At 61.6% G+C, this 26320-nt stretch carries 28 protein-coding genes; 14 read left to right on the top strand and 14 right to left on the bottom strand.

The annotated features are described in order from the left end of the window. Positions 1–16: 16 nt before the first annotated feature. Complete coding sequence (locus K3728_07700; GenBank protein ID UWQ97093.1) at positions 17–439, top strand: DUF934 domain-containing protein; 423 nt, start codon at positions 17–19, stop codon at positions 437–439. 65 nt (positions 440–504) lie between these two features. Then, a complete protein-coding gene (locus tag K3728_07695) occupies positions 505–1365 on the top strand; it encodes a ferredoxin--NADP reductase (GenBank protein ID UWQ97092.1) in 861 nt (286 codons plus the stop codon). 98 nt (positions 1366–1463) lie between these two features. Here the strand turns inward: K3728_07695 and K3728_07690 are convergent, their stop codons facing one another. After that, positions 1464–2315, bottom strand: coding sequence for a translation initiation factor 3 (locus tag K3728_07690; protein UWQ97091.1), 852 nt, complete (start codon positions 2313–2315; stop codon positions 1464–1466). Between the two features lie 186 nt (positions 2316–2501). Here K3728_07690 and infC point away from each other — a divergent pair, with 186 nt between their 5' ends. After that, positions 2502–3050: a translation initiation factor IF-3 gene (gene infC, locus K3728_07685; GenBank protein UWQ97481.1), complete on the top strand. Its 549-nt coding sequence runs from the start codon at positions 2502–2504 to the stop codon at positions 3048–3050. 61 nt (positions 3051–3111) lie between these two features. Here infC and K3728_07680 read toward each other — a convergent pair whose 3' ends face one another. The 10 genes from K3728_07680 to K3728_07635 all read right to left on the bottom strand — a co-directional run bounded on the left by K3728_07680 (position 3112) and on the right by K3728_07635 (position 14154). After that, complete coding sequence (locus tag K3728_07680; GenBank protein ID UWQ97090.1) at positions 3112–3663, bottom strand: sugar O-acetyltransferase; 552 nt, start codon at positions 3661–3663, stop codon at positions 3112–3114. Between the two features lie 3 nt (positions 3664–3666). Further along, positions 3667–4449, bottom strand: a complete 783-nt coding sequence (locus K3728_07675) for a xanthine dehydrogenase family protein subunit M (GenBank protein UWQ97089.1) — start codon at positions 4447–4449, stop codon at positions 3667–3669. 93 nt (positions 4450–4542) lie between these two features. Then, complete coding sequence (locus tag K3728_07670; protein UWQ97088.1) at positions 4543–6909, bottom strand: xanthine dehydrogenase family protein molybdopterin-binding subunit; 2367 nt, start codon at positions 6907–6909, stop codon at positions 4543–4545. A gap of 132 nt (positions 6910–7041) precedes the next feature. Beyond that, a complete protein-coding gene (locus tag K3728_07665) occupies positions 7042–7527 on the bottom strand; it encodes a (2Fe-2S)-binding protein (protein UWQ97087.1) in 486 nt (161 codons plus the stop codon). 179 nt (positions 7528–7706) lie between these two features. Beyond that, positions 7707–8660 carry an XdhC family protein gene (locus K3728_07660; protein ID UWQ97086.1) on the bottom strand — a complete coding sequence of 318 codons (954 nt, stop codon included), beginning with the start codon at positions 8658–8660 and terminating at the stop codon, positions 7707–7709. A 135-nt stretch (positions 8661–8795) separates the two neighbouring features. After that, complete coding sequence (locus K3728_07655) at positions 8796–10529, bottom strand: OmpA family protein (GenBank protein ID UWQ97085.1); 1734 nt, start codon at positions 10527–10529, stop codon at positions 8796–8798. Positions 10530–10628: 99 nt separating this feature from the next. Beyond that, positions 10629–11876: a VWA domain-containing protein gene (locus K3728_07650; GenBank protein ID UWQ97084.1), complete on the bottom strand. Its 1248-nt coding sequence runs from the start codon at positions 11874–11876 to the stop codon at positions 10629–10631. A gap of 24 nt (positions 11877–11900) precedes the next feature. Further along, positions 11901–12074, bottom strand: a complete 174-nt coding sequence (locus tag K3728_07645; GenBank protein ID UWQ97083.1) for a porin family protein — start codon at positions 12072–12074, stop codon at positions 11901–11903. Continuing rightward, complete coding sequence (locus tag K3728_07640; GenBank protein UWQ97082.1) at positions 12046–13071, bottom strand: hypothetical protein; 1026 nt, start codon at positions 13069–13071, stop codon at positions 12046–12048. The genes K3728_07645 and K3728_07640 overlap by 29 nt, the downstream gene beginning before the upstream one ends. 183 nt (positions 13072–13254) lie before the next feature. Next, a complete protein-coding gene (locus K3728_07635) occupies positions 13255–14154 on the bottom strand; it encodes a MoxR family ATPase (GenBank protein UWQ97081.1) in 900 nt (299 codons plus the stop codon). 295 nt (positions 14155–14449) lie between these two features. On the opposite strand from K3728_07635, the gene K3728_07630 reads away from it, so the two are divergent. Beyond that, a complete protein-coding gene (locus tag K3728_07630; protein ID UWQ97080.1) occupies positions 14450–15256 on the top strand; it encodes a hypothetical protein in 807 nt (268 codons plus the stop codon). Between the two features lie 80 nt (positions 15257–15336). Here K3728_07630 and K3728_07625 read toward each other — a convergent pair whose 3' ends face one another. From K3728_07625 to K3728_07615, 3 genes are read right to left on the bottom strand one after another with little or no spacing between them, the layout of a single operon-like run. After that, entirely contained in the window at positions 15337–15732 is a 396-nt protein-coding gene (locus tag K3728_07625) for a carboxymuconolactone decarboxylase family protein (protein ID UWQ97079.1), read from the bottom strand. A gap of 12 nt (positions 15733–15744) precedes the next feature. Beyond that, positions 15745–16560 (bottom strand): cyclase family protein, encoded by an 816-nt coding sequence (locus tag K3728_07620; GenBank protein ID UWQ97078.1) that lies wholly within the window; start codon positions 16558–16560, stop codon positions 15745–15747. A gap of 42 nt (positions 16561–16602) precedes the next feature. Further along, on the bottom strand, positions 16603–16992 hold the full coding sequence (locus K3728_07615; GenBank protein ID UWQ97077.1) for a lysozyme inhibitor LprI family protein: 390 nt from the start codon (positions 16990–16992) through the stop codon (positions 16603–16605). 156 nt (positions 16993–17148) lie between these two features. Here K3728_07615 and pyrC point away from each other — a divergent pair, with 156 nt between their 5' ends. From pyrC to radA, 10 genes are all read left to right on the top strand, one after another. Beyond that, positions 17149–18189 (top strand): dihydroorotase, encoded by a 1041-nt coding sequence (pyrC, locus tag K3728_07610; protein UWQ97076.1) that lies wholly within the window; start codon positions 17149–17151, stop codon positions 18187–18189. 76 nt (positions 18190–18265) lie between these two features. Next, entirely contained in the window at positions 18266–18946 is a 681-nt protein-coding gene (locus K3728_07605; protein ID UWQ97075.1) for an orotate phosphoribosyltransferase, read from the top strand. Between the two features lie 269 nt (positions 18947–19215). Beyond that, on the top strand, positions 19216–20733 hold the full coding sequence (locus tag K3728_07600; GenBank protein UWQ97074.1) for a replicative DNA helicase: 1518 nt from the start codon (positions 19216–19218) through the stop codon (positions 20731–20733). A gap of 129 nt (positions 20734–20862) precedes the next feature. Continuing rightward, a complete protein-coding gene (alr, locus tag K3728_07595) occupies positions 20863–21888 on the top strand; it encodes an alanine racemase (protein UWQ97073.1) in 1026 nt (341 codons plus the stop codon). Then, on the top strand, positions 21885–22670 hold the full coding sequence (locus K3728_07590; GenBank protein UWQ97072.1) for an ABC transporter permease: 786 nt from the start codon (positions 21885–21887) through the stop codon (positions 22668–22670). Before alr ends, K3728_07590 begins: the two co-directional genes overlap by 4 nt. Positions 22671–22773: 103 nt before the next feature. Then, the gene (locus tag K3728_07585) at positions 22774–23517 is read left to right on the top strand and encodes an ATP-binding cassette domain-containing protein (GenBank protein UWQ97071.1); all 744 of its coding nucleotides are present in this window, start codon (positions 22774–22776) and stop codon (positions 23515–23517) included. A gap of 46 nt (positions 23518–23563) precedes the next feature. Next, complete coding sequence (locus K3728_07580) at positions 23564–23992, top strand: hypothetical protein (GenBank protein UWQ97070.1); 429 nt, start codon at positions 23564–23566, stop codon at positions 23990–23992. Further along, positions 23993–24403: a hypothetical protein gene (locus K3728_07575; protein UWQ97069.1), complete on the top strand. Its 411-nt coding sequence runs from the start codon at positions 23993–23995 to the stop codon at positions 24401–24403. A 42-nt stretch (positions 24404–24445) separates the two neighbouring features. Next, the gene (locus tag K3728_07570) at positions 24446–24898 is read left to right on the top strand and encodes a paraquat-inducible protein A (GenBank protein UWQ97068.1); all 453 of its coding nucleotides are present in this window, start codon (positions 24446–24448) and stop codon (positions 24896–24898) included. 45 nt (positions 24899–24943) lie between these two features. Continuing rightward, positions 24944–26311, top strand: a complete 1368-nt coding sequence (gene radA, locus K3728_07565) for a DNA repair protein RadA (protein ID UWQ97067.1) — start codon at positions 24944–24946, stop codon at positions 26309–26311. Positions 26312–26320 lie beyond the last annotated feature (9 nt).

Here is a 26320-nt window from a genome sequence, read left to right as displayed (position 1 = left end):
TTGGAAAGGGCCGGATATGGGCCAGACGATTGTAACCGACGCGGGCTTCGCCCCCGACGATTGGAACGGCCACGCGGTGGCCTTGGCCGAGGGCGTTCCCGCCAATGCGACAGCGGTGGATGTCGCGCCCTCGGATGATGTGGCGGCATTGGCGGATGCGTTAACGCGGTTAACCATGATCCGCGTGGGCTTCCCGTCTTCCCACGATGGGCGCGGCTTCACGCTGGCCAAACGCCTCCGGGCGATGGGCTACACGGGCCGTCTGCGGGCCGATGGCCATGTTCTGGCGGACCAATACGCCATGGCGCGCCGGTCCGGCTTTGACGAGGTCGCCATTGACGACGCCCTTGCCGCCCGCCAACCACAGGACCAATGGTTGGCCCGTGCCAACTGGCAGGCCCACGACTATCAGGCCCGCCTGCGCGGACGCGTCGCCTAAGCGGCCTTTCCCTGATCCAGATCAACGACTATTGCTAAGGAGCGGGTTCACAAAGTGCCCGAACAATGATGACCGAGCAAACACCCGTGACCAAAATCGACGCCGCGCCTGTTAAGGCGACCCCCACTCTTCCCGACGCCCAAACCGTTACCGAGGTTAAGCATTACACCGACCGCCTGTTCAGCTTCCGCTGCACCCGGCCCGCGTCGATGCGCTTCCGCTCGGGCGAATTTGTGATGATTGGACTTATGGGCGAGCCTCACCCCGAAACCGGCAAGCAAAAACCGCTGCTGCGCGCCTATTCCATCGCCTCCCCCAGCTGGGACGAGGAGTTGGAGTTCTACTCGATCAAAGTGCAAGATGGCCCGCTGACCTCTCGGCTTCAGCACATTCAGGTGGGCGAGCAGATCATCCTGCGCCCCAAGCCCGTCGGCACGCTGGTCCATGACGCGTTGCTTCCCGGCAAACGCCTGTGGTTCTTCGCCACCGGCACCGGCTTTGCGCCCTTCGCAAGTCTCCTGCGCGAACCGCAGACCTATGAAGACTACGACGAGATCATCATCACCCACACCTGCCGCGAAGTCGGAGAGCTGACTTACGGCCACGACTTGATCGAGGCGCTGAAATCCGACGAATTGCTGAACGAGGTGATTGGCGAAGGGTTCTGGAAGAAGATCAAATACTATCCTACCACGACCCGTGAGCAGAGCCCGAAGATGGGCCGGATCACCGACTTGATGCGCTCGGGCGAGGCGTTTAGCGACTTGAGCGTACCGCCGCTGAACCCCGACACCGACCGCGCGATGATCTGCGGCAACCTCGCCTTCAACCTGGAACTGAAAGAAATGTTCGAGGAATATGGCCTGGAGGAAGGCGCCAATTCCAAGCCCGCCCACTACGTGGTCGAGAAGGCTTTCCTGGATTAAAGCATCACATTAACGTCGCCTTCCAGCGACCTGCGCCAAAAGAAAAACCCCCGCTGGATCAGCGGGGGTTTCTTTGTCGTGGCAGCTGTTAGGCTGGCTTAGTTCAGGCCAAGCGCCGAACGGGCTGTCTCAAGCGCGGTGCCCAGAAGCTCTGGGTTGTCACGAGCCTGCTCCAGCGCCGTGGTCACAGCCAGACGAACCGGAGCGGAAAGCTCTGCGTTCTCAACTGCGGCCAGCGCGGCGTCGGCGTCGAAGCCTTCTGCGGTGAACAGATCAGCAAGACCGGCGGTCTCCACAGCGGCGTCAGTGGCAGCTTCGGTGGCTTCAGCAGCCGCCTCGGTTGCTTCTTCTGCGGCTTCGGTTGCTTCTTCCGCAGCACCTTCAGCAGCTTCAACGGCCTCTGCGGCAGCTTCTTCAGTTGCTTCAGCGGCAGCAGCGGCTTCGGCCTCAACGGCGGCAGCAGCCTCAGCAGCTTCGGCTTCCGCAGCAGCGGCAGCTTCGGCGGCTTCTGCTTCAGCGGCGGCAGCAGCTTCTTCCGCGGCAGCGGCAGCAGCGGCGGCTTCTGCTTCGGCAGCGGCGGCGGCTTCGGCAGCTTCAGCCTCGGCAGCAGCGGCGGCCTCTTCTGCGGCAGCAGCAGCTTCTTCGGCAGCGGCAGCGGCCTCTGCTTCAGCGGCAGCAGCGGCTTCGGCAGCAGCTTCGGTTGCCTCATCGGCGGCGCCGGTCACTTCTTCTACGGCACCTTCTGCGGCCTCAACAGCCCCTTCTACAGCGCCTTCGACGGCGTCGGCAGCACCCTCGGCCATGTCACCAGCGGCTTCCGCTGCATCACCCGCGGCTTCGCCCACGGCCTCTACAGCCTCTTCCACCGAAGGTACTTCGCCTTGGGTCAGAAAGTAGCCACCCACACCAAGGGCGGCGAGAATCACGATAATTATAAGAGCACGGCTCATGTCAGTTCCCCACTGGGTCAGTCAAAAATTACGCTTTTCGCTTACCTTGCGGGCCCGCGCCGCGCAATGGCGCAAATGTGATATCATTCCCCTTAACCCTGATTTGGGCCGTTATCTGCCTTGAAGAAATGGGGCGGAATGGATATCTTTAGCCATCGACATGAAGGCTACAAAAGGACAATCGCCATAGCCCGCAGACCCCATAACGCGCCGCCACAACGTGATACCGGCCCGCGCGTAAACGACCGCATCCGCTCTGACTCCGTTCGCCTGATCGGCGCTGAAGGTGAAAACCTTGGCGTTGTGACCCCGGCGCGCGCAATGGATTTGGCCGCCGACGCTGATCTGGATCTTGTAGAGATCTCTCCGAACGCTGATCCGCCTGTGTGTAAGATCATGGACTTCGGTAAATTCAAATACGAGACGCAGAAGCGCGAAGCCGAAGCCCGTAAGAAGCAAAAGACCATTGAGATTAAAGAAGTGAAGATGCGTCCGGGCACGGACGATCACGACTTTATGCGCAAGGTCAAAGACGCGGTTAAGTTTCTGGAGAACGGCGATAAGGTGAAAGTCACCCTGCGTTTCCGGGGCCGTGAAATGGCGCACCAGAACCTGGGCCGTGAAATGCTGGAGAAGGTCGTCGATAATATCGAAGGCATCGGCAAGATCGAATCCATGCCCCGCATGGAAGGCCGGCAGATGGTGATGATGATTAACCCGGTTAAGACTGGTTGATTCTGTCTTAAGCCTGAAAGCCCTACCCAAGGCGCGCCCCCAACCGGGCGCGCCTTTTGTGTCAGCCCCGCTCGCGCGCCGGATTGCCCATCACCCGCGCGCCCGCCGGCACATCGCGGGTCACCACGGACCCGGCCCCCACAATCGCGCCATCGCCAATGGACACGTCGGGCAACACAATCGCACCACCCCCGATCCAAACATCTTCGCCAATGGTCACCGGCAAGGCCCGCTCGATCCCGGCAGAGCGCTGCGCCACGTCGCGGTGATGGTCTGCGCAATAAAGATGCACCCCCGGCCCCAACATGCTCCGCGCCCCGATCCGGACCGGGGCCGTGTCCAAGACCACGCAACCCGCATTCAGGTACACCGCCTCGCCCAAGCTGATGTTATGGCCGTAGGCGCAATGAAACGGCGCCTCCAACAGGGCGTCATCTCCGACATTTGCAAATAAGTCCGCCAGCAAGGGCGCCATGGCACCCCGCTCCTGCGGTGGCATCGTGCTGTGCTCAAAACACGCGGCGCGCGCAATGTCTCGCAGCGCCTCAAGCTCGGGATCGAGACAGCAATACCACGCGCCCCGATCCCGCTTCTCTCTCTCGCTCAAGGCCAAGCCTTAGGCGGCGGCGGTCACCGCACGCCCCGTCAAAACCTTAACCAAATGCGCCCGGTACTCCGCCGTGCCGTGCAAGTCCGCGATCATATCGCCGCCGGGAACCGCCAAATCGTCCAAGGCAGATGCCGAGAAATCCACGCTCAACGCGGCTTCAGCTTCCGCCCACCGGAATACCCCGTCAGACGATGCCCCGGTCACGGCAACCCGAACCCCGTCAGCGAACTTCGCCACAAAGACCCCCACCAACGCAAAGCGCGAGGCCGGTTGCACAAACTTCTGATAGTTCGACACCTCAGGCACAGGGAACCGCACCTCGGTGATGATCTCTCCCTCGTCCAAGGCTGTCTCGAACATCCCCTGAAAGTAATCATCCGCCGCGATTTCGCGCGCGTTCGTCACAATCACAGCACCCGAGGCCAAGGCCGCCGCCGGATAGCAGGCCGACGGATCGTTATTCGCCAATGATCCGCCAATCGTCCCCCGGTTGCGTACCGCCGGGTCGCCAATGCGCCCCGCCAATGACGCCAACCCCGGATACGTCCCGTCCGCCGCAACCGCGCCGTGGGGCGTCGCGCCGCCAATACAAACCTGCCCGCCCTCATTGCGAATGCCGACCATCTCACTGATCCCATTCAGACTGACCAACGTTTCGGTCTGCGCCAACCTCGCCTTCATGGTGGGGAGCAGCGTCTGCCCCCCACCCAGCGCCTGCGCCTCCTCCTGCGCTAGCGCTGATACCGCCTCGGCAATCGTGCCGGGTTTTACGAACTCGAAATTATACATTCCGTCTCCTTTCGGAACGCGCCGCCGCGCTCCTTCATCTTGGCAAATACAACTCAATCCCGGCGTCGATACCAGATCAAACGCCCGTAAACATTATCCCTGCATCGCCGCCCAAACCCGTGCGGGCGTCAGCGGCATGTCAATATGGGTCACCCCCGTATGGCCGCCGCGCTGCAATGCATCCACAACCGCATTCACCACCGATGGCGGCGATCCAATCGCCCCCGCCTCGCCGCACCCCTTCACCCCCAAGGGGTTGTGCGTACACGGCGTCTGGCTGGAATGATCCACCTGGAACATCGGCATGTCGTCGGCCCTTGGCATCGTATAATCCATGTAGGACGCGCTCAGAAGCTGGCCGTTTTCGTCATAAGTCACATTTTCCAGCAACGCCTGCCCAATCCCCTGGGCAAGACCTCCGTGAACCTGACCCTCCACGATCATCGGGTTAACCACATTGCCAAAATCATCGGCCGCGGCGAAGGAACAGACCGTCACCTTGCCCGTGTCGGGGTCCACTTCCACCTCGCAGGCATAAGCGCCAGACGGATAGGTGAAGTTGTTAGGGTCGTAGAACGCGGTCTCTTCCAGGCCCGGTTCAATCTCTTCCAACGGATAATTGTGCGGCACATAAGCTGCCAAAGTCACATCACCCCAAGCCACCGACTTGTCCGTGCCCGCCACGCTGAACGCGCCGTCCTTCAGCTCGATATCGCCCTCGCCTGCTTCCAGCAAATGCGCGGCAATTTTCTTGGCCTTGGCGATGATCTTCTCCGTCGCCCGCACCATGGCCGAGCCGCCCACCGCCAGCGACCGAGACCCGTAAGTCCCCATCCCCATCGGCGTATTCGCTGTATCCCCGTGGACAATCTCAACCTGATCCTCCGGGATACCGATCATATCGGCCACAACCTGCGCAAAGGATGTCTCGTGCCCCTGCCCGTGGCTGTGAGAACCCGTCATCACGACCAAACCGCCGGTGGCATTCACCCGCACTGTCGCACTTTCATAGAGGCCCGCACGCGCGCCCAATTGGCCCACCAAGGCCGAGGGCGCAATGCCGCAAGCCTCGATATAGCAGTTCACCCCAAGGCCGCGCAGCTTGCCATTGGCCGCGCTTTCCGCCCGACGTGCCTCAAACCCGTCGCGGTCGATCATCTCCAGCAACTTCGTCATCGTGCCTTCGTAATCGCCCGTGTCATATTCCACCGCCACAGGGGTGGCATAGGGGAACTGAGTGATGAAATTCTGCCGCCGCAACGCGATCGGATCGACGCCCAATTCGCGCGCCGCTTTGTCGATCACCCGCTCCAACTGATACGTCGCCTCAGGGCGCCCGGCCCCGCGGTACGCATCCACCGGCACCGTGTTGGTGAAAACCGCTTTCACGTTCACATAGATGTTGGGCGTCTTGTAGTTCCCCGCCATCAAGGTGCCGTGTAGCCATGTGGGCACGCTCGGCGCAAACGTCGAAAGATACGCGCCCATATTGGCGTAAGTATCCGTGCGCACGGCGGTAAAGTTGTTGTCCGCATCCAATGCCAGTTGGATCTTGGTAACGTGATCGCGCCCATGGGCGTCGGTAATGAACGCCTCGGACCGCGACGAGGTCCACTTCACCGGACGACGACACGCCTTGGCCGCAAAAGTGCAAAACGCCTCCTCCGCGTAGTGGAAGATCTTGGAGCCAAAGCCCCCGCCCACATCCGGTGCCACCACTCGCAATTTATGCTCTGGAATGCCCAACACAAACGCGCCCATCAAAAGGCGGATCACATGGGGGTTCTGAGAGGTCGTATAAAGCGTGCTATCGTCCGTACCGGGGTTATAATCCCCCACCGCAACGCGCGGCTCCATCGGGTTGGGCGACAGGCGGTTGTTGACCAATTCTAGCGTTGTCACATGGGCCGCAGCTTCAAACGCCGCATCGACCTGAGGCTTATTCTCCTCAACAAAACCCCAATCATAGCAGAGGTTCGAGGTCAGATCGTCATGGACCTTCGTGGCGCCCTCTTTCACCGCCTCTTTCATATCCACGACCGCTGGCAGCTCTTCAATGTCCAGCTCAATCGCCTCTGCCGCATTGCGCGCCTGATCGGCGGTTTCCGCCACCACCGCTGCAATCGCATCGCCCACGTAGCGCACTTTGCCTTGCGCCAGCACCGGATGCGCCGGCTCTTGCATCGGTTCCCCGTGCTTGTCGGTGACCTGCCAGCCGCAAGGCACGCCGCCGACGCCCTCAAAATCCGCTCCGGTAAAGATTCGCACGACGCCGGGCATTGCTGCTGCCGCGGCCGTGTCCACGCCCTTCAATATCCCGTGGGCCACGTCCGAGCGCAAGAAATGCACATAGGCCTGCCCATGAAGGTTAAGATCGTCCGTATAGCGCCCCTGCCCGGTCAGAAACCGAATATCCTCGCGCCGCTTTGAACTTGCACCGATGCCGTGATCTTTGGGCATGTCAGCCCTCCCTGTTTCTCAACTCCCGCCGCTCACCACCATGGGGAGCTGGCCTTGGCTGACAGGGCCTCCCGCCCTGTCCTCTGTCTTACAATGCTTTCATCGCAGCCCTCCCAGACCGCGATCAGCGCCTTACTCTGCCGCTACCGCAGCCACGTCCTGACCAGACGCGGCCATGATCGCTTTAACGATGTTGTGGTATCCGGTGCATCGGCAGATATTGCCTTCAAGGTACTCGCGCACCTCTGCCTCAGAGGGTTTGGGGTTGTCCTTCAACAACGCCGCCGCCGACATCACCATGCCCGGCGTGCAGAAGCCGCATTGGAGCCCGTGATGATCTTGGAAAGCCTGCTGGATCACGCCAAGCGATCCATCGGCATTGGCCATGCTCTCGATGGTGTTGACCTCGGCGCCTTCGATATCCAACGCCAAAGTGGTGCAGCTTTTGACCGCTTCGCCATTCACATGGACCACACAGGCACCGCATTGGCTGGTGTCGCAGCCCACATGGGTTCCCGTTAACCGCTGGCCTTCCCGTAAGAACTCGCTCAGCAGCGTCCGCCCTTCAACGTCCCCGGAGACGGACTTGCCGTTCACCGTCATCGTTACCTGGGTCATGCATTCCTCCCTTGGTGATTTATGCCATCCAAGCACGAAATCCGGGAATTACAAACCCCAAGTTTTGTAAAAATACGCCTCGATCTCACCCGGGATCATGCTGCACGTGCAGCATTTTCTTCAAGCTTTCCAGTTGCCTGTGCAAACATCCCCCTAAATCCGAGGGGCCAACGCCCGCCTCACCCCTGTCGCAACACCTGCGTGACCTGCGCCATGATGGAAACCGCGATTTCCCCCGGCCCCCGTCCGCCGATCGCCAAGCCGACCGGCCCATGAATACGCCCGATCTCCGCCGCGCTGAACCCTTTGGCCTGCAACCTATCGACCCTCATGGCGTGGGTCCGCTTTGATCCCAAACACCCAAGGTAAAACACCCCCGACCGCAAGGCCCGCTCAATCGCCGGATCATCCAGCTTCGGATCATGGGTCAACGTCACCACACAAGTCCTCGCATCCAGCCCAAGACGATCCAGCGCCTCGTCGGGCCAATCCTCGGCAATCACCTCTCCAGGAAACCGCGCCTGCGCCCCAAACGCGGGCCGAGGGTCCACAATCACCGGATCATAGCCCGCCAACCGCGCCATCGGCACGAGCGCCTGCGCGATATGCACAGCCCCCACAACGATCATTCGCAACGGTGGGTTGTGGATGTGCACGAACACATCCCCCTCCATCCCCGATTGATCGGCCCGGAACCTTGCCTCGAACCCTTCCCTCACCAACTCCCGCGCACCCGTCTCCACGTTTACGCAATAGGCCACCGCTTCCCTTGAAGCCCGCGCCGCCACCAGATCCTCTAGCAAGCCCCCCATGGCGGCGACCGGTTCCACCCAAACCTTGATCCGCCCGCCGCAGGCCAGACCCGCCGCAAAAGCCTCATCATCGGAGACGCCAAACTCCAACATCCGCCCCGCACCCGCGCCGACCATCTCCATGGCCTCCACAACCACCGCGCCCTCAACGCAGCCGCCCGAAACGGACCCCTCCATTTCTCCCGCGCCCGACACCACTAGCTGCGCCCCCACGGACCTCGGCGCCGAGCCCCATGTCTCCACCACCGTCGCCAAAACCGCGCCGCGGCCTTCCCGGTGCCACTCCAGCGCCCGCTCAGGCATCTGCTCCAGATCATCCATGATATAAGCCCCCTTCCCCGCAGCCTATCGCCGCCGGCCCCGTGCGCAAGGCTGATTACGGGGGCGCCCAATTACCAAAACACCCCGGCGGGAGGCGCCGGGGTGCTAAGGTCGTGTCAATTGCCGCGCGACGGATCAGTTGGCCTGTGCCGTCTGCAACAGAGGTGTCACCCGTCGCACAACCACGCGGCGGTTTGCGCGCTCGTCCTCCAGCGTCGGCACGCGCAAATCAGTCTCTCCATAGCCTTGCAAGACCATGTTGGCGGCCGGCACGCCGAAGAACTCCGACAGCGCCAGTGCGACACTTTCCGCGCGGCGATCCGAGAGGGTGAGGTTGGAAACCGCAGAGCCCACCGCATCGGTGTGGCCTTCAATCAGGAACACCTCTTGCGGGTTTTCCTCGATCAATTCAGCCATCAGCGTACCAAGATCCAGCAAGGACTGCACCTGACTTTGCTGAACAGCGGCAGAGCCGGTGGCGAAGGTGATGTTGTCGATCTCGATTGCGGGCGCAAGGTAGCGCACCCGCTCGATCTCGCGCACCTGTGCCAGGGAGAAACTGCGCTCTACACTATTGGCCCGCTGCAACGCGGCCCGCAAGGCGGCCATATCGGTTTGCTGCGCCCCAGTCAGCGCCGTGCGTTCGGGTTCAGGCAAAGTGCTGACATCCACAGCCGCGAAGCTTTGGGTATCGTCGAAGAGCACGATTTCACGTCCATCGGTGCCGATGATCGACCGGCGCAGAACCCGCAAATCTGACGATTGGATCGTGACGATACGGCTTCCATCGGGCTGCAGCACCACGGTGCGGGAAGAGCCATCTTCAAACCGCTGTGTCGTTACTTCGGACCCGGGCTGGCGCAGGGTGGCGCCATCGTCGCGCAGCACCTGCAGGTTGCCGCTGGGGTCACGGACCACCACACGGTCTGGCGCACTGCTGACAATTTCGCGGTCGCCGTTGAGAAGCGCACCTACAACGAACCCACCGGCAGCGCCCAGAAGGGCTGCCTCAAGGTTGGTCAACCCGCCGGAGGACGCGCTGACGTTGCCGGTGGCCTGTGCTTCGGCGGTCGTCTCGAATTCCTCGTCAGAACGGCGGCTCGTTTCTTCCGTCACAACCTCAGTTACTTCTTCCACGGGCGTGCCCGCGTCCTCGTCGCTTCCGGCCATGGTTTCAGCAGCTTCACCACTGGCGGCCTGCGTTGCAGCGACAGAGGCCGCTTCCGGGGTCTCTGGGTTCGCCTCAGGGGCTTCAACCACCTCAGCGGGCGCAGTACCGCCGTCTGCGGCGGGGGTTGCGTCTGCTTCGGTTTCTGCTTCTACCTCGGGTTCTGCTTCTGCTGCCGCTTCGACCTCGATAGGCGCAGCGGCGTCAGCATCGTCGACCACCTCGGCGGCAGCGTCGTCCGCTCCCTCTTCAACGACAATCTCTGCTTCTGTCTCGGTTTCGACCTCAGCTTCGACGTCAGCTTCAACCGGCGCCGCCTCTTCGATGCCCCCCTCTGCGGGCGCATCAGCGGCTTCATCAGCATCTGCCGCGCCGATGGCGGGCACGTCTTCGACCGGTGCGACTTCAGCGGGTGTTTCTACCTCCGGTGCGACTTCAGCCGGGGTCTCCACCTCGGCGTTGACCTCTGCTGCCGGAGCGACCTCTTCTACAGGGGTTTCAACGACTTCATCGATGACGGGTTCCTGCACGACGTCCCCGTCGATTGCCCCCTCTGCCTGAAGAGCCGCGCAAACTTCTGCGACGGTATCAGCGGGGCATTCGACCGTAGCGGCGTCATCGTCCTGAGCGATGACGGGGAACGGAAGCACCAGCGACAGGCTGGCGACAAGGGCGGTGGTAGTTGCAAGTGAACGGCGCATGGAATCCTCCAAGGAATTGAACTTGGGAGGTTAACGCCGGCCAGAACCGGAGGTTCCATCGCCAAATCTTTCCTCGGCGCTTTGTTGCTGAGATCTTCGCTACAGCGACGCCATCAGTCGCGCCTTCTCTCCCGGATCATCGGGCCGCGCCACCGCCTCCGCCAGCCCCTGCAACGCCGCAATATTATGCCCCGCGCGGAAACTGCTCACATGGGGCAACATGGCCCTGATCCCTGCCGCTTTCGGCGCGAACCCGTCCCACCTTAGCAGCGGGTTCACCCAAATCACCCGGCGGGACGACAGCGACAACCGCTCCATCGCCGCTCCCAAACGCTCCGGCTCGTCCCGGTCCAACCCGTCGGTAATCAACAACACTACCGCCCCCTGCCCCAAGACCCGGCGCGACCAATCGCGATTGAAGTCTTCCAGACACGCCCCAATGCGCGTGCCGCCTTCCCAATCCTGCGCCTCTGCGCCCGCTGCCGCCAAGGCCGCATCCACATCCCTTGCGCCCATGTGGCGGGTGATGTTCGTCAGCCTTGTGCCAAAGGTGAACGCATGGACATCCGCCCACCCCGCCCCCTTCTGATTGGCCACCGCATGGAGGAAATGCAGCACCGCCCGGCTGTAGGACGCCATCGACCCCGAGATATCACAAAGCGCCACAAGCGACGGCCAGCGTTGCCGCCGATCTTTTCGGGCAAAGTCCATCACATCGCCGCCGTGACGCATCGCGCCGCGCATCGTGCGCCGCCAATCGGGTTGTGCGCCCCTGGACGAGGCCAATGTGCGCCGCGACAAAAGCGGCGGCACCGCAAGGGTCATCTGTGCAATGATCCGTTTCGCCTGCGCCATCTCGGCCACGGACATCTGCTCAAAGTCGAGGGTCTTCAGCCTCTCTTCCCGCGACATCGTCAGGGTCGCGTCCACCTCGATTTCCGAGGCCTCATCGCCGCCCGCAAGGTCCGGCGTGTCACGCTCTACCCCTTGCAACAAGGCCTCAGCGGCGCGTTTCTCGGCGGGTTTTGCTTGCCGCTCCTCTGCCGCGCCGCGCACAGCAGGCAGAAGCATCGACATCATGTGGTCCAAATACCGCGGGTCCCGCCAATACAGGCGAAACACCTGATCGAAGATCACCCGATGTTCGGGGCGCGCGGTGAAACAGGCCCGCAAGGTATAGTAAAATTCTGCCTTCTCACTGAAACCAACCGCCGCCACGGCAGCGATTGCGTCAGCCACCCGCCCCGGCCCCGCAGGCAACCCCGCCACGCGCAAAGCGCGGGCGAAATGCGTAATATTGCGGGTCAGTTGTGGCGTTTCAGGAAGCTCTAGCGGCGCATATTCCATTCGTCCCCGCGCCCCTCCAAGGGCTTAGAAGTGGTAAGTGACCCCGATCTGAACAGATTTGTTCTGGAAATCCGCTCGCGTTTGCTCTGGGTTAGGTGGCAGCAGGTAGATGGTATAATCATCTTCATAGATCCTGTGATTAACCTCGGCCCGAATGCCCCAATTGGCGTCAAGCATCCGTTCGTACCCGACGCCCAAGGTCAGTCCTGTCAGCGTCCCCTCTTGCCGCCGCCCGAACCGTCTTGAGCCCGGCGTTCCCCGTGCCCCCCTTGGACAGCGATAAAATACGGTTAAACCAATCCTTATTGATCTTTACGATCAATGAAAACAATTCATCAGGGTCCGCAACGCCGTAGCCCGCAACCTGTGTCCGAAATAGCTTGCGCGCGGCCTCCACCCCAGTCGGTGCCTTTAGCAAAAGCCGATCGATCGTCAGCACCCGCCCTTCGGCCCGTATCTGCGTATCCTGCGAGCCTGTGACTTGCCGCATTTCCGGCACCACCTTGATCTGCCAGCGCCCCGGTTCCCGGACCTCGACGCCCAAGGAATAGAGCCTGTCTGACGGGGCCACAAACCCCCATCGAAGATAGATCCCCCAAGGGTCACTCAGGTGGTACCGCACCAAGACTTCATCGCGGAAACGTCCCGCAATTTCGACCCCTCCATTTTGGGTGTTAAACCCAGCGGCAGAGGCCTCATGGTTCGTCAGTTCTACCAGCGGCATTAACTTGCGCTGCCCTTCGATCTCGATGGCCCGGGTGTCGAAGAACCATGCCAGCAGAGCGCTGTCATCAAAGGGCGGGAAGCGTTCCAATCCCTTGCGGTTGCCCTTCAAAGTCATGTCTTGCAGCGGCCCCGGCAGTTGGTGCAGCCCGGAAATCGCGCGGCGGGCATCGCGCGACAGCGGTTGCGAGAAACCTAGGCTCGCATAATAATCATCAAACAATGCCCTCGCTTCAGGTGTTACCTCAGCGTCTGCTTTTATCCTGAGTGTCGCGTCGCACAACTCAACCGCCTCGACAGGGATCAACAGCGGCGCGGGCAGCGCGATGGCGGCCGGGGCGGCGCGATCTTCCACGAACAGACCCCGCCCCCGGCTGCCTTGACCAAGACGCAAATTCTCGACCCGACCGCCCGCATCCCGCACCCGTTGTGCGATACGCGCCCAAGCGTTTCGGTCATCTCGCTCAGCCATGGCATCCTCCTGAAGGTCGGCGAAAAACGCTTTCCCTCCCTCTTTAGGGGCAGAAGCGCGGGCGCACTATTTGGGCAAAACTCCGCAGGTTTCGTGCCTATTCAGCGACGCGCCGAGCCGTTGAATACAGGGCCATCTGCCCTGCTCATAAGGCGCGCCGCGCCTCAGACCCAAGCACCCCATTCACCCCAAAGCATCGCCGCGCAGATCGTCAAGGATGCGCTGCGCTTCCGAGCCCTGCACCTTCGCGATGTCGTCTTGATACTTCAGGATCGCTCCCAACGTATCGGCGATCACCTCGGGGCTGAGTTCAATCACATCGAGCGCCAGCAAACACTTCGCCCAATCCAAAGTCTCCGCCACGCCGGGGCGCTTGAACAGATCTTCGGTTCTCAGGCGCTGTACAAAGGCCACGATCTCTCGGCTCAGGGTCGCGTCTGCCTCCGGCACGCGAGCGCGCAGGATATCCATCTCTCGGTCCAGATCGGGGTAATCCACCCAATGATACAAACAGCGCCGTTTCAGCGCGTCATGCACTTCGCGCGTGCGGTTCGAGGTCAGAATCACAATCGGTGGCTCCGGCGCCTTGACCACGCCGAGTTCCGGGATCGTGACCTGAAAATCCGACAGAGCCTCTAGCAAGAACGCCTCAAACGGGGCGTCGGTGCGGTCAATCTCGTCGATCAACAGGACTGGGGCCCCATCGGCATCACCACGCATGGCCTGCAACAGCGGCCGCTCGATCAGGTAGTCAGGGCCGAATAATTCCTGCGTTAACGCGGATTTGTCCGCCCCCCCGCCCGCCTCGGAGGAGCGAATGGCGATCATCTGCGCCGCGAAATTCCATTCATAGACGGCGCTGGCCGCGTCCAATCCCTCATAGCATTGCAGCCGGATCAGCCGCCGCCCCATGGCCGCCGATATCGCCTTGGCGATCTCGGTCTTGCCGGTGCCGGCCTCCCCCTCAAGGAAAAGGGGCCGCTTCAGCGTCAACGCCAGAAACACCACCGTCGCCAGCGCCCGCCCGCAAACATAGCCTTCCGCCGCCAAAGCGCCTTGCACATCCTCAATTGACTGAAACACTTTTGCCGCTCTCCCTGCTTTTGCAACACAATGCCCTGTGGCGGCCTCGGGTCAAGCCATCCCTACCCCGTCTTCGCTATCGCAAGGGTTAACGCCGCTCACGGTCGGTTAACCAAAAGTTCACCAAAACGCACCGAATTGCCCGCCTCCCATCGCATCCTTGCCACAGTCTTTCCCGATACCGATCTTCGTGGCAAAAGCGCTACGCAAGACCCCTTAACCCGTTGCCAGAGTTTGTACCCCAATGCCCGACACTCAAGCCCCCCTTTCCCCTCGCCAAACCTGGTTGAATCACATGGCCCGCATCGGCGAGGCCCACGGTTTCTTCACCCGAATTTCGACCCGTCACATGGCGCTGTTCGTAGATGAAGGTGAGACGCTCGTGCTCAGCTTTGACCGGGCAGATCGGACGTGGCACCAAGGCGATGCCGGGCTTCCCTTGGGGTTCGACTGCCTTCGCGCGCTGGAATTTTCACTGCTGTCGATCCTGTCCGTTGGCCGCACCTGGTTCCGCGATACGTCGGTCGAAGAGATGCTTCAAAACTTGGCCCAGGAAAGCTTTTTCTCCAGCTATAAGGAGGTGCTAATCCTCGCCAGCGGTCCCGATTGCGGCCACGCCGCCGCCCGTGCCGCCCGCTTTGTGCCCGGCGCAAAGGTTCTTCTCAGCCGTCCAGCCGCCGCAATCTCTGCCCAAGATGCGCCGTTTGAAACCCGCTTCACCGCCGACCGCCGCATAGATCCCGACACCCCTCCGCCACTGGGCCCCGAAGCCCTGCGCCACGCGGAATCCACCACGATCCTGTTTGATCCAACCAATGTACCAGAGGCCGCCCAAGCCGCGCTTTTCACGGCCCCTAACACGGCCCGCATAGCCCTTCCCCATACCGGGGCCGCCCTCGATCGGACTTTCGCTAAAGGCGAGGTCATCGTGCCACTGTCCCAGCACCTGCATATGGGCACGCTCACGCCGCAAAAGGCGCGCGAAATCCTGCGCCCGTCCCTGCGCCGTGACCCCGGCTATCTTGCCCGCCTCAGCGCAAACGCCGCCAGCTCCGGCCGCCCCGCCCGCGCCGCAACAGTCACGCGCAACAGCCGCCCCTAAGCGCCCCTAATTCCTCGTTCTTTAAATATCCCGGGGAGTGTGAGGGGCTGGCCCCTCACTCCCTCCCTCTCTCCAGACGCCTACGCCTGAAATTCAGCGTCCACCGGCACCTGCAACCCGGTCACCAAGCCGTTGGTCTGCATCGCCATGCCAATGACTGCCAGCATCTCTGCATACATCTGGTCCGACATCCCCTTTGCCTTCGCGCTGTCCGTATGGGAATGCACACAATACGAACATCCATTGGCCGTGCTCACCGCCACATAAAGCATCTCCTTCACCAAAGGGTCCAAGGCGCCCGGCGCCATGACATCCTTCAACCGCTCCCAGGTCGCCTTCAAAAGCGCCGGATCATGGGCCAGCGCCCGCCAGAAATTGTTGATGAAATCCGTGCCGCGAACGGCTCGTATATCGTTGAAGACGGCCAGCGCCTCGGCGCTGACCTCCTCGTCGCTCAAAAGCGCGACTGTTCCCATCTCAGCGCCCCCTCAAACCATCGCGAAGATGCGTGCTGGCCCGCCGGTGCCGCCCGCATGTTTGGGCGCACCAATGATGATCGTGGCCCCCGATGCTGGCACCTGATCCAACCCCGCAAGGCACTCAATCCCGAAACGCCCCTCGGGGAGCCAAGCGTAATGGGTCGCAAAATCAGAAGAAATCCCGTGATCCAGCGACAGCGTATCAACCGCAATAGACCGTGCCCCTGTTTCCAGAAGCATCTGTACCGCCTCCACGTGAAAGCCCGGATAATGCTGCGCGCTGCCGTCGAACCCTCGGAAGGCATCGCTGCCCATCTTGCCGGCCCAGCCTGAGTTCATCGCAACGCAAGCCCCATCGGGGATCTCTCCGTTGGCGGCAACCCACGCGGCAATATCGTCAGGGGTCACGCTTGTGTCCGCATCCCCTTCGGCCCGGGCGGCAATATCAATCACACACAGCGGGGCCACCAGATCGCCCACCGGGATTTCATCCACCGACGTCCCATCGGCGCTAAAGTGCAAAGGGGCATCAATATGGGTGCCCGTATGTTCGTTGACAGTCAGATTGAACAGGTTGAACCCATTGTCAGCAAAGTTGAACAATTGCTCGCGCGAAAACTGGCTGTCACCAAAGTATGTGGGAAAATCCTCGTGCAGCGTATGGGTCATGTCGAAAAACGCGCTGTGTCCGTCCGCCATGGCAGGCGTCGTCTGCCCCATCGTGGCGGCCGCTGCCCCTGCGGCTACCGCCGCGCCCCCCTTAAAGAATGAGCGCCGCGACAGCATCCGCTCCTTGACCGAGTTCATTACGCAAATATCACACATAACCTAGTCTCCTTTGGTTGGTTTCCCTGCAATCTCAGGTCTTTATCGTCTCAAGTATGTCTCCAGATCGCGGGCACGGCGCTCGGTCAGGCGGGCCAGACAGCCCAGCCTCAACATCGCCTCGCCCGAGCCTCCGCCCAGGGCGGCCGCCTCCATTTCACAAGTGGCATCGCGGTAGATGATCCACGCCCTTTGGGCCACGCGCAGACGTTCTTCTTCCTCGCCATGGCGCTCTGCGATAACTTGTTGGTAAGCGTTGTTGAGCAAGCTGTCCCAAAAGCCGTGCTGCTCTCCCAGACAATGATTGATGCCTTGCTGCGGCAAGCTATCAATGGCGTCGCAATCCCACTCCTGCGCCATCACAGGGTCGCTTAACGGCCCCATCACAAACGCCAGTACCGCGCCCAAACATCCGTATCTTTTGACGCTCATGTCACCCCATGTCAGTGGTTCTGCCGCCACCGTGGAACATCTCGGCGATTCCGTCCATGGTTCTTGGCAACAGCCTCTCCATCATCTTCTTGTCCCTCCCCATGCGCCGCCTTGCCCCTTTGCACCCGCTTGCCCCTTCGTGTAGCGGGTATGGCGATGACACAGACACTCACAATCCGCCGCCCCGACGACTGGCACCTTCATCTGCGCGACGGCGCCATGATGCGTGCTGTCCTTCCCGAAACCGCCCGTGATTTTGCGCGCGCCATCATCATGCCGAACCTTGTGCCTCCCGTGGTCACAGCCAGCGATGCCATAGCCTACCGCGATCGCATCCTGCAGGCCCTCCCCCCGGGCGCGGATTTCACCCCCCTGATGACCCTCTACCTGACAGAGCAAACCGACCCCGATGATGTCGAGGCCGCATTTGCCGATGGCCTGATCCACGCGGTCAAACTCTACCCCGCTGGCGCCACCACCAATTCCCAATCTGGCGTCAGCACCCTCAAAAACGTCTATCCGGTGCTGGAGCGTATGGCCAAAATTGGCCTGCCCCTGTGTATCCATGGTGAGGTCACAACCCCCGAGGTCGATATCTTCGACCGCGAAGAGGCGTTTTTGAACAATGTCCTCATCCCGCTTCGCGCCGACATCCCCGGCCTCAAGATTACCCTTGAACATATCACCACCGCCCAAGGCATCGACTATGTCTCTGAAGCCGATGGTGACATCGCCGGCACGATCACGACCCACCACCTGATGATTAACCGCAACCATATGCTCGTGGGCGGCATCCGCCCCCACTACTATTGCTTGCCCATCGTCAAACGCGCCTCTCATCAACAAGCGCTTCGGGCCGCAGCCACGTCCGGCAACCCGCGCTTTTTCCTTGGCACCGATTCCGCCCCTCATCTGGATGGCGCAAAAGAAACCGCCTGTGGCTGCGCCGGCGTCTTTTCTGCCACCAACACGATGTCCTGCCTCGCCCATGTCTTCGAGGAAGAAGGCGCCCTCGACAATCTCGAAGCCTTCGCCTCTCTCAACGGCCCCGCCCGCTACGGCCTGCCCCCGAACGAGACGACACTCACCCTCGAGAAGCGCGCCACCCCCTGCACCTATCCCGCCAAGTTTGACACCGAAGATGGCCCCCTCACCCTCTTCGATCCCGCCACGCCGCTCCATTGGCACGTGACCTAAGCGCCGCTCCTTCCTTCATCTTGGCAAATACAACTCAATTCATCCCTCGCCCCACCCCCTGTTGCTAGAGATTCCCATGATCCCCTCCTCCTATCCTTCCGACGCCACCATGGCCGCCATGACCGCGCGTATGCTGCTCGATATCCGCGCCGTGCATTTCAACACCAAAGACCTCTTCACCCATGCCTCCGGCAAACAGGCACCGACCTATATCGACTGCCGCAAACTGATCTCTCACCCCCGTATCCGCTCCACGGCGATGGATTTTCTCACCTGCAAAGTCATGCGTGATGCAGGGCTCGAAGCCTTCGACAATATCGCCGGTGGCGAGACCGCGGGCATCCCCTTCGCCGCCTTTGTGGCCGAGCGTATGGCCCTGCCCATGTCCTACGTGCGCAAAAAGCCCAAAGGCTACGGTCGCGCCGCCCAGATTGAAGGTGAAATGCCCGAGGGCGCCCGCGTCCTTCTGGTAGAAGATCTTACCACCGACGGCGGCTCGAAGCTGAAGTTCGTGGATGCCATCCGTGCCGCCGGGGCCACTTGCGCCCATACCGCCGTGGTCTTCTCTTATGGCAACCTCCCCGATACCGAGGCAAATCTGGCCGCCCATGGCCTGACGCTGCATTCGCTGACCACTTGGGCCGATGTGATTGCCGAAGCGCGGCGCGGCGGAGATTTCGACGACGCCACCCTGTCCGAGGTCGAGCGATTCCTCGACGATCCCGAAAGCTGGCGCACCGCCCGTGGCCTGACCTAGGGGCTCCCAAAGTTTATTAATATTTGGCGTGGCCTTTGGGCCACGTCCGCCGCGTCGCGACCACACATCTTGACGCATTAATACCAATCCTCACATGATATAGCGTATCTTTGGCAATCGGTGCCTTGGGCGAGTTACTCACAGACTTACCAAAGTTGACGAGCCCGCAGGCCATTAAGATATACGAGCCGAACAAAGATCACGGCGTCAGAATCGCGCCCGGCCTGCCAGCCGCGGATCTTTAAGCCAACCAGCAGCCGGGGGACCACATGAACGAAATTACTACATTGAATCCGTCTCTTCCCACCGGCGTTTCCCCCGATTCCGACGCGGTGGAAACCGCCCCCGTCCTCCCCCATAATATCGAGGCAGAGCAACAACTTCTGGGCGCAATCCTGACGTCAAACGACGTGCTCGATCGTGTCGATGATCTGGTCAAACCCGACCACTTTCACGACCCAGTTCACGCTGAAATCTTCACTATGGCCGCCGCGCGCATCGCCAAAGGTCTGCAAACCGACGCGACAACCCTGAAAACCTTCGCCTCGGATATTCCCGGCCTCAAGGAATTGGGCGGCGCTGAATATCTGGTGAAGCTGCAACTTTCCGCCATCGCTACCTCGGCCGCGCGCGACTATGCGCAACTGATCCACGACCTTGCTGTGCGCCGTGAACTGATCGAGCTTGGCAACCGCGTCACCGACCGCGCCCGCGCCATGCGCGATGACGTGGCCCCGGACGACCAGATCGTCGAGGCAGAAAGCGAGCTCTTTGCGCTTGCCTCTACCGGGTCCACGAACAAGGGCTTCCAAAGCTTCCTGCACGCCCTCCATGACGCGGTGCACATGGCGAACGAGGCTTACAACCGCCAAGGCGGCCTTGCGGGCGTTTCGACAGGGCTGACGGACCTCGACCGTATGCTTGGGGGCTTGCACCGCTCTGACCTTCTGATCCTTGCCGGACGTCCATCCATGGGGAAGACCTCGCTGGCAACGAACGTGGCGTTCAACGTCGCAAAGGCGTTCCGCGAAGGGGTTAAGGAAGATGGCAGCCAAGGCACCGTGGATGGCGGCGTGGTTGGTTTCTTCTCATTGGAGATGTCCTCCGCCCAGTTGGCGCAACGGATTTTGTCGGAGGCCGCAGAGGTGCCTTCGGAACTTATCCGCAAAGGTGACCTGAACGAGCAAGAATTCCAGCGCTACCTGAAAGCCGCAGGCGATCTGGAACGCTGCCCGCTATTCATTGACGACACCCCCGCCTTGCCCATCGCCCAGGTCGCGGCACGCGCCCGCCGCCTGAAACGGTCCCCCAAGGGGCTCGACCTGTTGATCATTGACTATTTGCAGCTTCTGAAAGGCTCCGGCAAATCCGACAACCGGGTGAACGAGGTCTCGGAAATCACCCAAGGCTTGAAGGCCATCGCAAAAGAATTGGACATCCCCGTCATCGCCCTGTCCCAGCTGTCGCGTCAGGTGGAAAGCCGCGAAGATAAACGCCCGCAGCTCTCGGACCTGCGTGAATCCGGCTCGATTGAACAGGATGCGGATGTGGTTATGTTCGTATATCGCGGCGAATACTACAAAGAGCGCGAAAAACCCGGTGAGGATAACCTGGAAGCCATGACCAAGTGGCAACAGGATATGGAGCATCTGCACGGCAAAGCCGAAGTCATCATCGGCAAGCAACGCCACGGCCCCGTCGGCTCGGTCGAACTGGCCTTCGAGGGGCGCTTTACCCGCTTCGGCAACCTTGCCCAAGACCGCCACGGATCGCCTGAAGGATACTGACGCGCTTGAAAACTCTTGCAAGAGTTTTCCCCAAGGTCTTCCAAGACCTTGCGCCAATTCCTTGCAAGGAATTGCCAAGGCTCTTGCAAGAGCCTTGACGCGCCCCGCGTTTGATCGCACCACCCCTACATGGCTGTTGGAACCCTTACGATTGATCTCGGCGCCTTGGTCGCCAATTACCGCGCCCTGTCGCGCCTTACCTCGGCCGAGGCTGCTGCCGTGGTCAAAGCCGATGGCTATGGCCTGGGCGCCGCTCCAGTTAGCACAGCTCTCGCCAAATCAGGCGTAAACCGTTTCTTCGTGGCCACCGCCGAAGAGGGCGCCACTCTCCGCCAAACCATTGGAAACGCGCCTGAAATTAACGTCTTCTCCGGTCACATGGCAGACGACACCGCTCTGATCCGTGACGCAATCCTAACGCCTATGCTGAACGCGCCCGAGCAGCTACAGCGCCACCTTGCCTTGCCCGACCACCCCTATGGCATCCAGTTGAACTCCGGCATGAATCGCCTTGGGTTCCAGCCTGAGGATTGGGCCGCCAACCGCGACCAAGCCCAAGACGCCACTCTGATCATGTCGCACCTGGCCTGCGCCGATGAGCCGGACCACCCCCAAAACGCCGCGCAACTGTCGCAGTTCCGCGCATTGACCGACGGCATCAAGACGCCGAAATCCTTGGCTGCAACCGGCGGCACGCTCCTCGGGGACGACTACCATTTCGACCTGATTCGCCCCGGCGTGGGTCTCTACGGTGGCCTACCTTTCGCGCAAGCCCAGCCCGTCGTCCGTCTCTCCCTGCCCGTCATCCAAATTCGAACCGTTCAACCGTCCGAGACTGTCGGCTACGCCGCCTCCTACACGGCCCAATCCCCCCGCCAAGTCGCGACCGTTTCAGCAGGTTACGCCGACGGCCTGATCCGCGCCATGTCCTCCACTGCCACGCTTTGGCACGGCGACACTCCCTGCCCGCTCATCGGTCGTGTCTCCATGGACCTGCTCACCGTCGATGTGACCGATTGTGCCCAGCCGCCCGAGGCGCTCGACATCCTCGGCCCCCATCAAACCGTTGATGACCTCGCCGCCGCCGCCGGCACCATCGGCTACGAAATCCTCACCTCGCTCGGCCCCCGCTACAAACGCGTGGTCCTCCCATGAGCCTCGCCACCGCCCCCTTCGGCGCCATCGGCCGCACCCTACTCACCCTTCTTTCCAGTATCGGCCAAGTCGCACTTTTCGCCTTGTCCGCCCTGCGCCACCTCGCCACTCCGCGCTATTACCTTCGTGAAACCGCCCAGCAGTTTCTCACCATCGGCTGGCTCAGCCTCCCCGTTGTCGGCCTCACGGCGCTGTTCACCGGTGGCGCCCTGGCCCTGCAAATCTACGCCGGCGGTGCCCGCTTCAATGCCGAGGCCGTCGTGCCCCAAATCGTCGCCATCGGCATTGCCCGAGAACTTGGTCCCGTCCTTGGCGGCCTCATGGTCGCAGGACGCGTGGCCTCTGCGATTGCAGCAGAAATCGCCACCATGAAGGTAACGGAGCAAATCGACGCCCTGCGCACCCTCTCCACCCATCCGATGAAATACCTCACCGCCCCGCGCCTGATCGCCGCCACCCTCACACTGCCGCTGCTCGTGGCTGTGGGCGATAGCATCGGCATCTTCGGTGGCTACCTCGTCTCCACCACGCGCCTAGGCTTTAACGAGGCCGCCTACCTCTCCAACACCTCCGACTTTCTGCAAACTTGGGATGTCACCTCCGGCCTTCTGAAAGGCGCGGCCTTCGGCTTCATTGTGGCGCTCATGGGCTGCTATCACGGCATGAACTCTGGCCGTGGCGCGCGCGGCGTGGGGCGCGCCACCACCTCTGCCGTCGTCTCCGCCTCCATCCTGATCCTCGCGGCCAACTACCTGCTGACCGAGGCGTTCTTCTCCGCATGACACAGGCCCTCTCCCCATCACGCCAACGTGGCTCCTTCATCTTGGCCATACACCTCCGGGGGTATGGGGGCTGGCCCCCATTTGCGCGCCACAGGCCCCCCTCATGACGCCAAAAATCTCCCTCACCGGCCTCAGCAAATCCTTCGGCCCCAAACACATCCTTCAAGACATCAGGCTGGATGTGGCCACGGGCGAAAGCCTCGTGGTGATTGGCGGCTCGGGCACGGGGAAGTCCGTGCTGCTCAAATGCATCCTCGGCCTCCTCACGCCCGATGCTGGAACGATCCGGATTGATGGCAAACCCACAGCCTCGACCCCCGCTTTCCTCGACCGCTTCGGGATGCTTTTCCAAGGGGCCGCACTATTTGATTCCATGCCGATCTGGCAGAATGTGGCCTTCCGGCTCCTGCAAGGTCGCACCTCCCGGCAAGAGGCCCGTGACATCGCGATCGAGAAACTGCGCCGCGTAGGCCTTACCCCCGAAACCGCGGATCTCTTCCCCTCCGAACTCTCAGGCGGGATGCAGAAACGCGCGGGCCTCGCGCGGGCCATAGCTGCCGACCCCGAAATCATCTTCTTCGATGAGCCGACAACCGGCCTCGACCCGATCATGTCCGGCGTCATCAATGACCTGATCCATGAAATCGTGTCCGAGATGGGTGCCACCACCATCACCATCACCCATGACATGAGCTCCGTTCGGGCCATCGCCACCAGCGTTGCCATGCTCCACGATGGCAAGATCCGCTGGCGCGGCCCGGTGGGTGACATGGACAGCGCCGATGATCCGTACCTGCGCCAATTCATCGGCGGGCACCCTAACGGCCCGATCGAGACCTTGCGCTAAAGCCTTCCCGTGCCTTTACCCTGAAACCAAGGCCAAGACCCGAACCATGCTTGACGATCCCCTTCCCACCGCCGCCGATTTTGGCATGTCCTTCTCGGACCCCGCTTTCGCGTTGATCCTTATCGGTGCGGCGCTGCTACGGCTGATCCCAGTGCTGATCGTCATCTCTGCGGTGATTAAGCTGCGCCGTTACCCTGCGCTACGCCCCCTTCACTTGCTGCTGCTAATCTCGACCCTCCTCGTGATCTTTCTGGGTGGGATCGAAGCCCTCGCTCCCGCTCTTATCCCCACGCCCTGGCGCGCATCGGGCGTTTGGTCCTTCGTCTGGATCTTCGCGGTGGCATGGATGGCGGTGGGCTGGACACGCTCCGCCTTCAAGACCGGCCTGCGGCCCCGTGGCTTGGACATCCCCACACTCGTCGCCGCCGCAGGCCTTGTCGCGGCCCTTTTCATCCCTATCGCAGTGACTTGGTGAATGCTCGTTATCCTCGCGCTCATTGCATATATCTTTGGGCAATATGCCAGCATTGGCGCATTGTTTTTGGCCGCGCTTTTTGCGGCTCTGTCCCGGCACCCCGTCGCGATTGTTCCTCTTTCGCTCGCAGGGCTTTGGGTTTTCGGAATTGTCGATTTCAGTAGTTATGCCGACGGGCCCATGCGCATCGACGCAGACCTGAACCTTGTGGGCATCGGCACAGGCGTGCCCGCTGTGCTGAGCAACGGAAGTGACGGCCCGGCTTGGTGGATTGCGGCGCTCTCTGCTCTGACCTTCGCGGCGTTTGTATTTTGGCCGAAGCTGCCTCACCTCCGCACAGCCGCCGTCATCGGCCTTATCAGCCTGATCATTACCTATTCCGGTTTTGCCGCCTTGGGCGTGATGTACTAGAAGCGCCGCCCTACGCCGCCACCAAGAAAGACGCCTACCGCCATGCCCAAAGCCCTGATCGCTGCCAATCTTCTTTTGCTAATCGCTTTTCCGGTCTCCTGGATGGCGCCGCTAATGCGGGCCGGGCTTCTGCCGCTGTTTGGCCTGTCGGAAATCTCAATCCTCTCGGGCCTTTCTGCCCTTTGGGGCGACGGGGAATACGCCCTGACCGCGCTTGTGGCCCTTCTGGCGCTGGTGGCGCCCATGGCGAAAACCATCTGCCTTACGCTGATCCACCTGTCCCGCGCCCCCGCCCGCCTGCTCCCCGCGTTGGAAATCGCAGGGAAACTGGCCATGGCCGACGTCTTCCTGATCGCGGTCTATGTAACACTGGCCAAGGGGCTTTCCGTGGGCCGCGTTGAAACCGCTTGGGGCCTGTGGCTGTTCACGGCCTGTGTCTTGGCGTCGCTGGCGATTTCGATGTTAACGGCCCGCGCGGCCAAGGCGCGTGGCTGAACGCGGGCTATTCCCCTCTTCGGCGTCCTCGTCTAAAGGCTGTGCATGGCAAAACCGGTCACACAATTCACCTGCTCCAACTGCGGCACAACCCATAAGAAATGGTCCGGCCGCTGTGATGATTGCGGCGAGTGGAACACCATCCGCGAAGAAACACCCCTTGGCACCGGGCCGGGCAAAGCGGCCCTTGGCTCGGCCAAGGGAAAGAAAATGATCCTGAAGGATCTGCGCACCAAGGAAACCCCGCCGCCGCGGCAATCGGCCGGCGTGGCCGAGTTGGACCGTGTCTTGGGCGGCGGCCTTGTGCCCGCCTCGGCCACGCTGGTGGGCGGCGATCCGGGTATCGGGAAATCCACCCTCTTGCTGCAAGCCGCTGCCGCCTTTGCGCGTCAGGGGCTGAAGGTTGTCTATGTCTCGGGCGAGGAAGCGACAGCGCAGGTCCGTATGCGCGCCGAACGCCTTGGCCTGTCGGAAAGCGCCGTGATGTTGGCCTCAGAAACCAACCTGCGCGATATTCTGACTACGCTGGAAGCCGAAGCTCCTGACCTTGCCATCATCGACTCGATCCAGACCATGTGGCTCGACACCGTGGACAGCGCCCCCGGCTCGGTTAGCCAGGTCCGCGCGTCCAGCCACGAGCTGACAACATTCGCCAAGCGGCGTGGCACATCGGTGATGCTGGTGGGCCATGTCACCAAAGAGGGTCAGATCGCAGGCCCCCGCGTGGTGGAACACATGGTCGACACGGTCCTGTATTTTGAAGGCGAGCGCGGACATCAGTTCCGCATTCTGCGCTCCGTCAAGAACCGCTTTGGCCCCGCCGACGAGATTGGCGTGTTCGAGATGACGGGCCGGGGCTTGGCCGAGGTCTCTAACCCGTCGGCCCTGTTCCTGAGCGACCGCGAACAACCCGCGCCCGGATCGGTGGTTTTTGCTGGCATTGAGGGCACGCGCCCGGTTCTGGTGGAGTTCCAGGCCCTTGTGGCGCCGTCCAACCTATCGCAACCGCGCCGCGCCGTTGTGGGGTGGGACGGCTCGCGCCTGTCGATGATCCTTGCGGTGCTGGAAGCGCGCGCGGGCATCTCGTTCCAGGGGCTCGACGTCTATCTAAACATCGCAGGCGGGATGCGCATATCTGAACCCGCCGCCGATCTTGCCGTTGCGGCCGCCCTTTTGTCGGCCCGTGAAGACAGCGCCCTGCCCCGCGAAACCGTGGTTTTTGGGGAACTTTCCCTATCAGGAGCGCTCCGTCCGGTGTCTCAGGCGGAAAATCGGTTGAAAGAAGCGGTGAAACTTGGTTTTTCGACAGCAATTGCACCGACAGGTTGTCGGATTGCTGATAATGCAGGCGTGAATGTCAAATCCTTTACGGATCTCCCCACTTTCGTGGGCGATATCTTTGGGGCAGGCTGACAGGCGCGA

Source organism: Rhodobacteraceae bacterium M385 (assembly GCA_025141835.1).
In the GTDB taxonomy this organism is placed as follows: domain Bacteria; phylum Pseudomonadota; class Alphaproteobacteria; order Rhodobacterales; family Rhodobacteraceae; genus Gymnodinialimonas.
The sequence above is the reverse complement of the archived record's forward strand: the minus strand, read 5'-3'. Positions and strand labels throughout refer to the sequence as shown.

Bases quoted from the DNA above. Each gene is read 5' to 3' on its own strand.
- K3728_07700 (UWQ97093.1), top strand. From the start codon at position 17: ATGGGCCAGACGATTGTAACCGACGCGGGCTTCGCCCCCGACGATTGG.
- K3728_07695 (UWQ97092.1), top strand. From the start codon at position 505: ATGATGACCGAGCAAACACCCGTGACCAAAATCGACGCCGCGCCTGTT.
- K3728_07690 (UWQ97091.1), bottom strand. From the start codon at position 2,315: ATGAGCCGTGCTCTTATAATTATCGTGATTCTCGCCGCCCTTGGTGTG.
- K3728_07675 (UWQ97089.1), bottom strand. From the start codon at position 4,449: ATGTATAATTTCGAGTTCGTAAAACCCGGCACGATTGCCGAGGCGGTA.
- K3728_07670 (UWQ97088.1), bottom strand. From the start codon at position 6,909: ATGCCCAAAGATCACGGCATCGGTGCAAGTTCAAAGCGGCGCGAGGAT.
- K3728_07665 (UWQ97087.1), bottom strand. From the start codon at position 7,527: ATGACCCAGGTAACGATGACGGTGAACGGCAAGTCCGTCTCCGGGGAC.
- K3728_07660 (UWQ97086.1), bottom strand. From the start codon at position 8,660: ATGGATGATCTGGAGCAGATGCCTGAGCGGGCGCTGGAGTGGCACCGG.
- K3728_07655 (UWQ97085.1), bottom strand. From the start codon at position 10,529: ATGCGCCGTTCACTTGCAACTACCACCGCCCTTGTCGCCAGCCTGTCG.
- K3728_07650 (UWQ97084.1), bottom strand. From the start codon at position 11,876: ATGGAATATGCGCCGCTAGAGCTTCCTGAAACGCCACAACTGACCCGC.
- K3728_07640 (UWQ97082.1), bottom strand. From the start codon at position 13,071: ATGGCTGAGCGAGATGACCGAAACGCTTGGGCGCGTATCGCACAACGG.
- K3728_07630 (UWQ97080.1), top strand. From the start codon at position 14,450: ATGGCCCGCATCGGCGAGGCCCACGGTTTCTTCACCCGAATTTCGACC.
- K3728_07625 (UWQ97079.1), bottom strand. From the start codon at position 15,732: ATGGGAACAGTCGCGCTTTTGAGCGACGAGGAGGTCAGCGCCGAGGCG.
- K3728_07620 (UWQ97078.1), bottom strand. From the start codon at position 16,560: ATGTGTGATATTTGCGTAATGAACTCGGTCAAGGAGCGGATGCTGTCG.
- K3728_07615 (UWQ97077.1), bottom strand. From the start codon at position 16,992: ATGAGCGTCAAAAGATACGGATGTTTGGGCGCGGTACTGGCGTTTGTG.
- pyrC (UWQ97076.1), top strand. From the start codon at position 17,149: ATGACACAGACACTCACAATCCGCCGCCCCGACGACTGGCACCTTCAT.
- K3728_07605 (UWQ97075.1), top strand. From the start codon at position 18,266: ATGATCCCCTCCTCCTATCCTTCCGACGCCACCATGGCCGCCATGACC.
- K3728_07600 (UWQ97074.1), top strand. From the start codon at position 19,216: ATGAACGAAATTACTACATTGAATCCGTCTCTTCCCACCGGCGTTTCC.
- alr (UWQ97073.1), top strand. From the start codon at position 20,863: ATGGCTGTTGGAACCCTTACGATTGATCTCGGCGCCTTGGTCGCCAAT.
- K3728_07590 (UWQ97072.1), top strand. From the start codon at position 21,885: ATGAGCCTCGCCACCGCCCCCTTCGGCGCCATCGGCCGCACCCTACTC.
- K3728_07585 (UWQ97071.1), top strand. From the start codon at position 22,774: ATGACGCCAAAAATCTCCCTCACCGGCCTCAGCAAATCCTTCGGCCCC.
- K3728_07580 (UWQ97070.1), top strand. From the start codon at position 23,564: ATGCTTGACGATCCCCTTCCCACCGCCGCCGATTTTGGCATGTCCTTC.
- K3728_07575 (UWQ97069.1), top strand. From the start codon at position 23,993: ATGCTCGTTATCCTCGCGCTCATTGCATATATCTTTGGGCAATATGCC.
- K3728_07570 (UWQ97068.1), top strand. From the start codon at position 24,446: ATGCCCAAAGCCCTGATCGCTGCCAATCTTCTTTTGCTAATCGCTTTT.
- radA (UWQ97067.1), top strand. From the start codon at position 24,944: ATGGCAAAACCGGTCACACAATTCACCTGCTCCAACTGCGGCACAACC.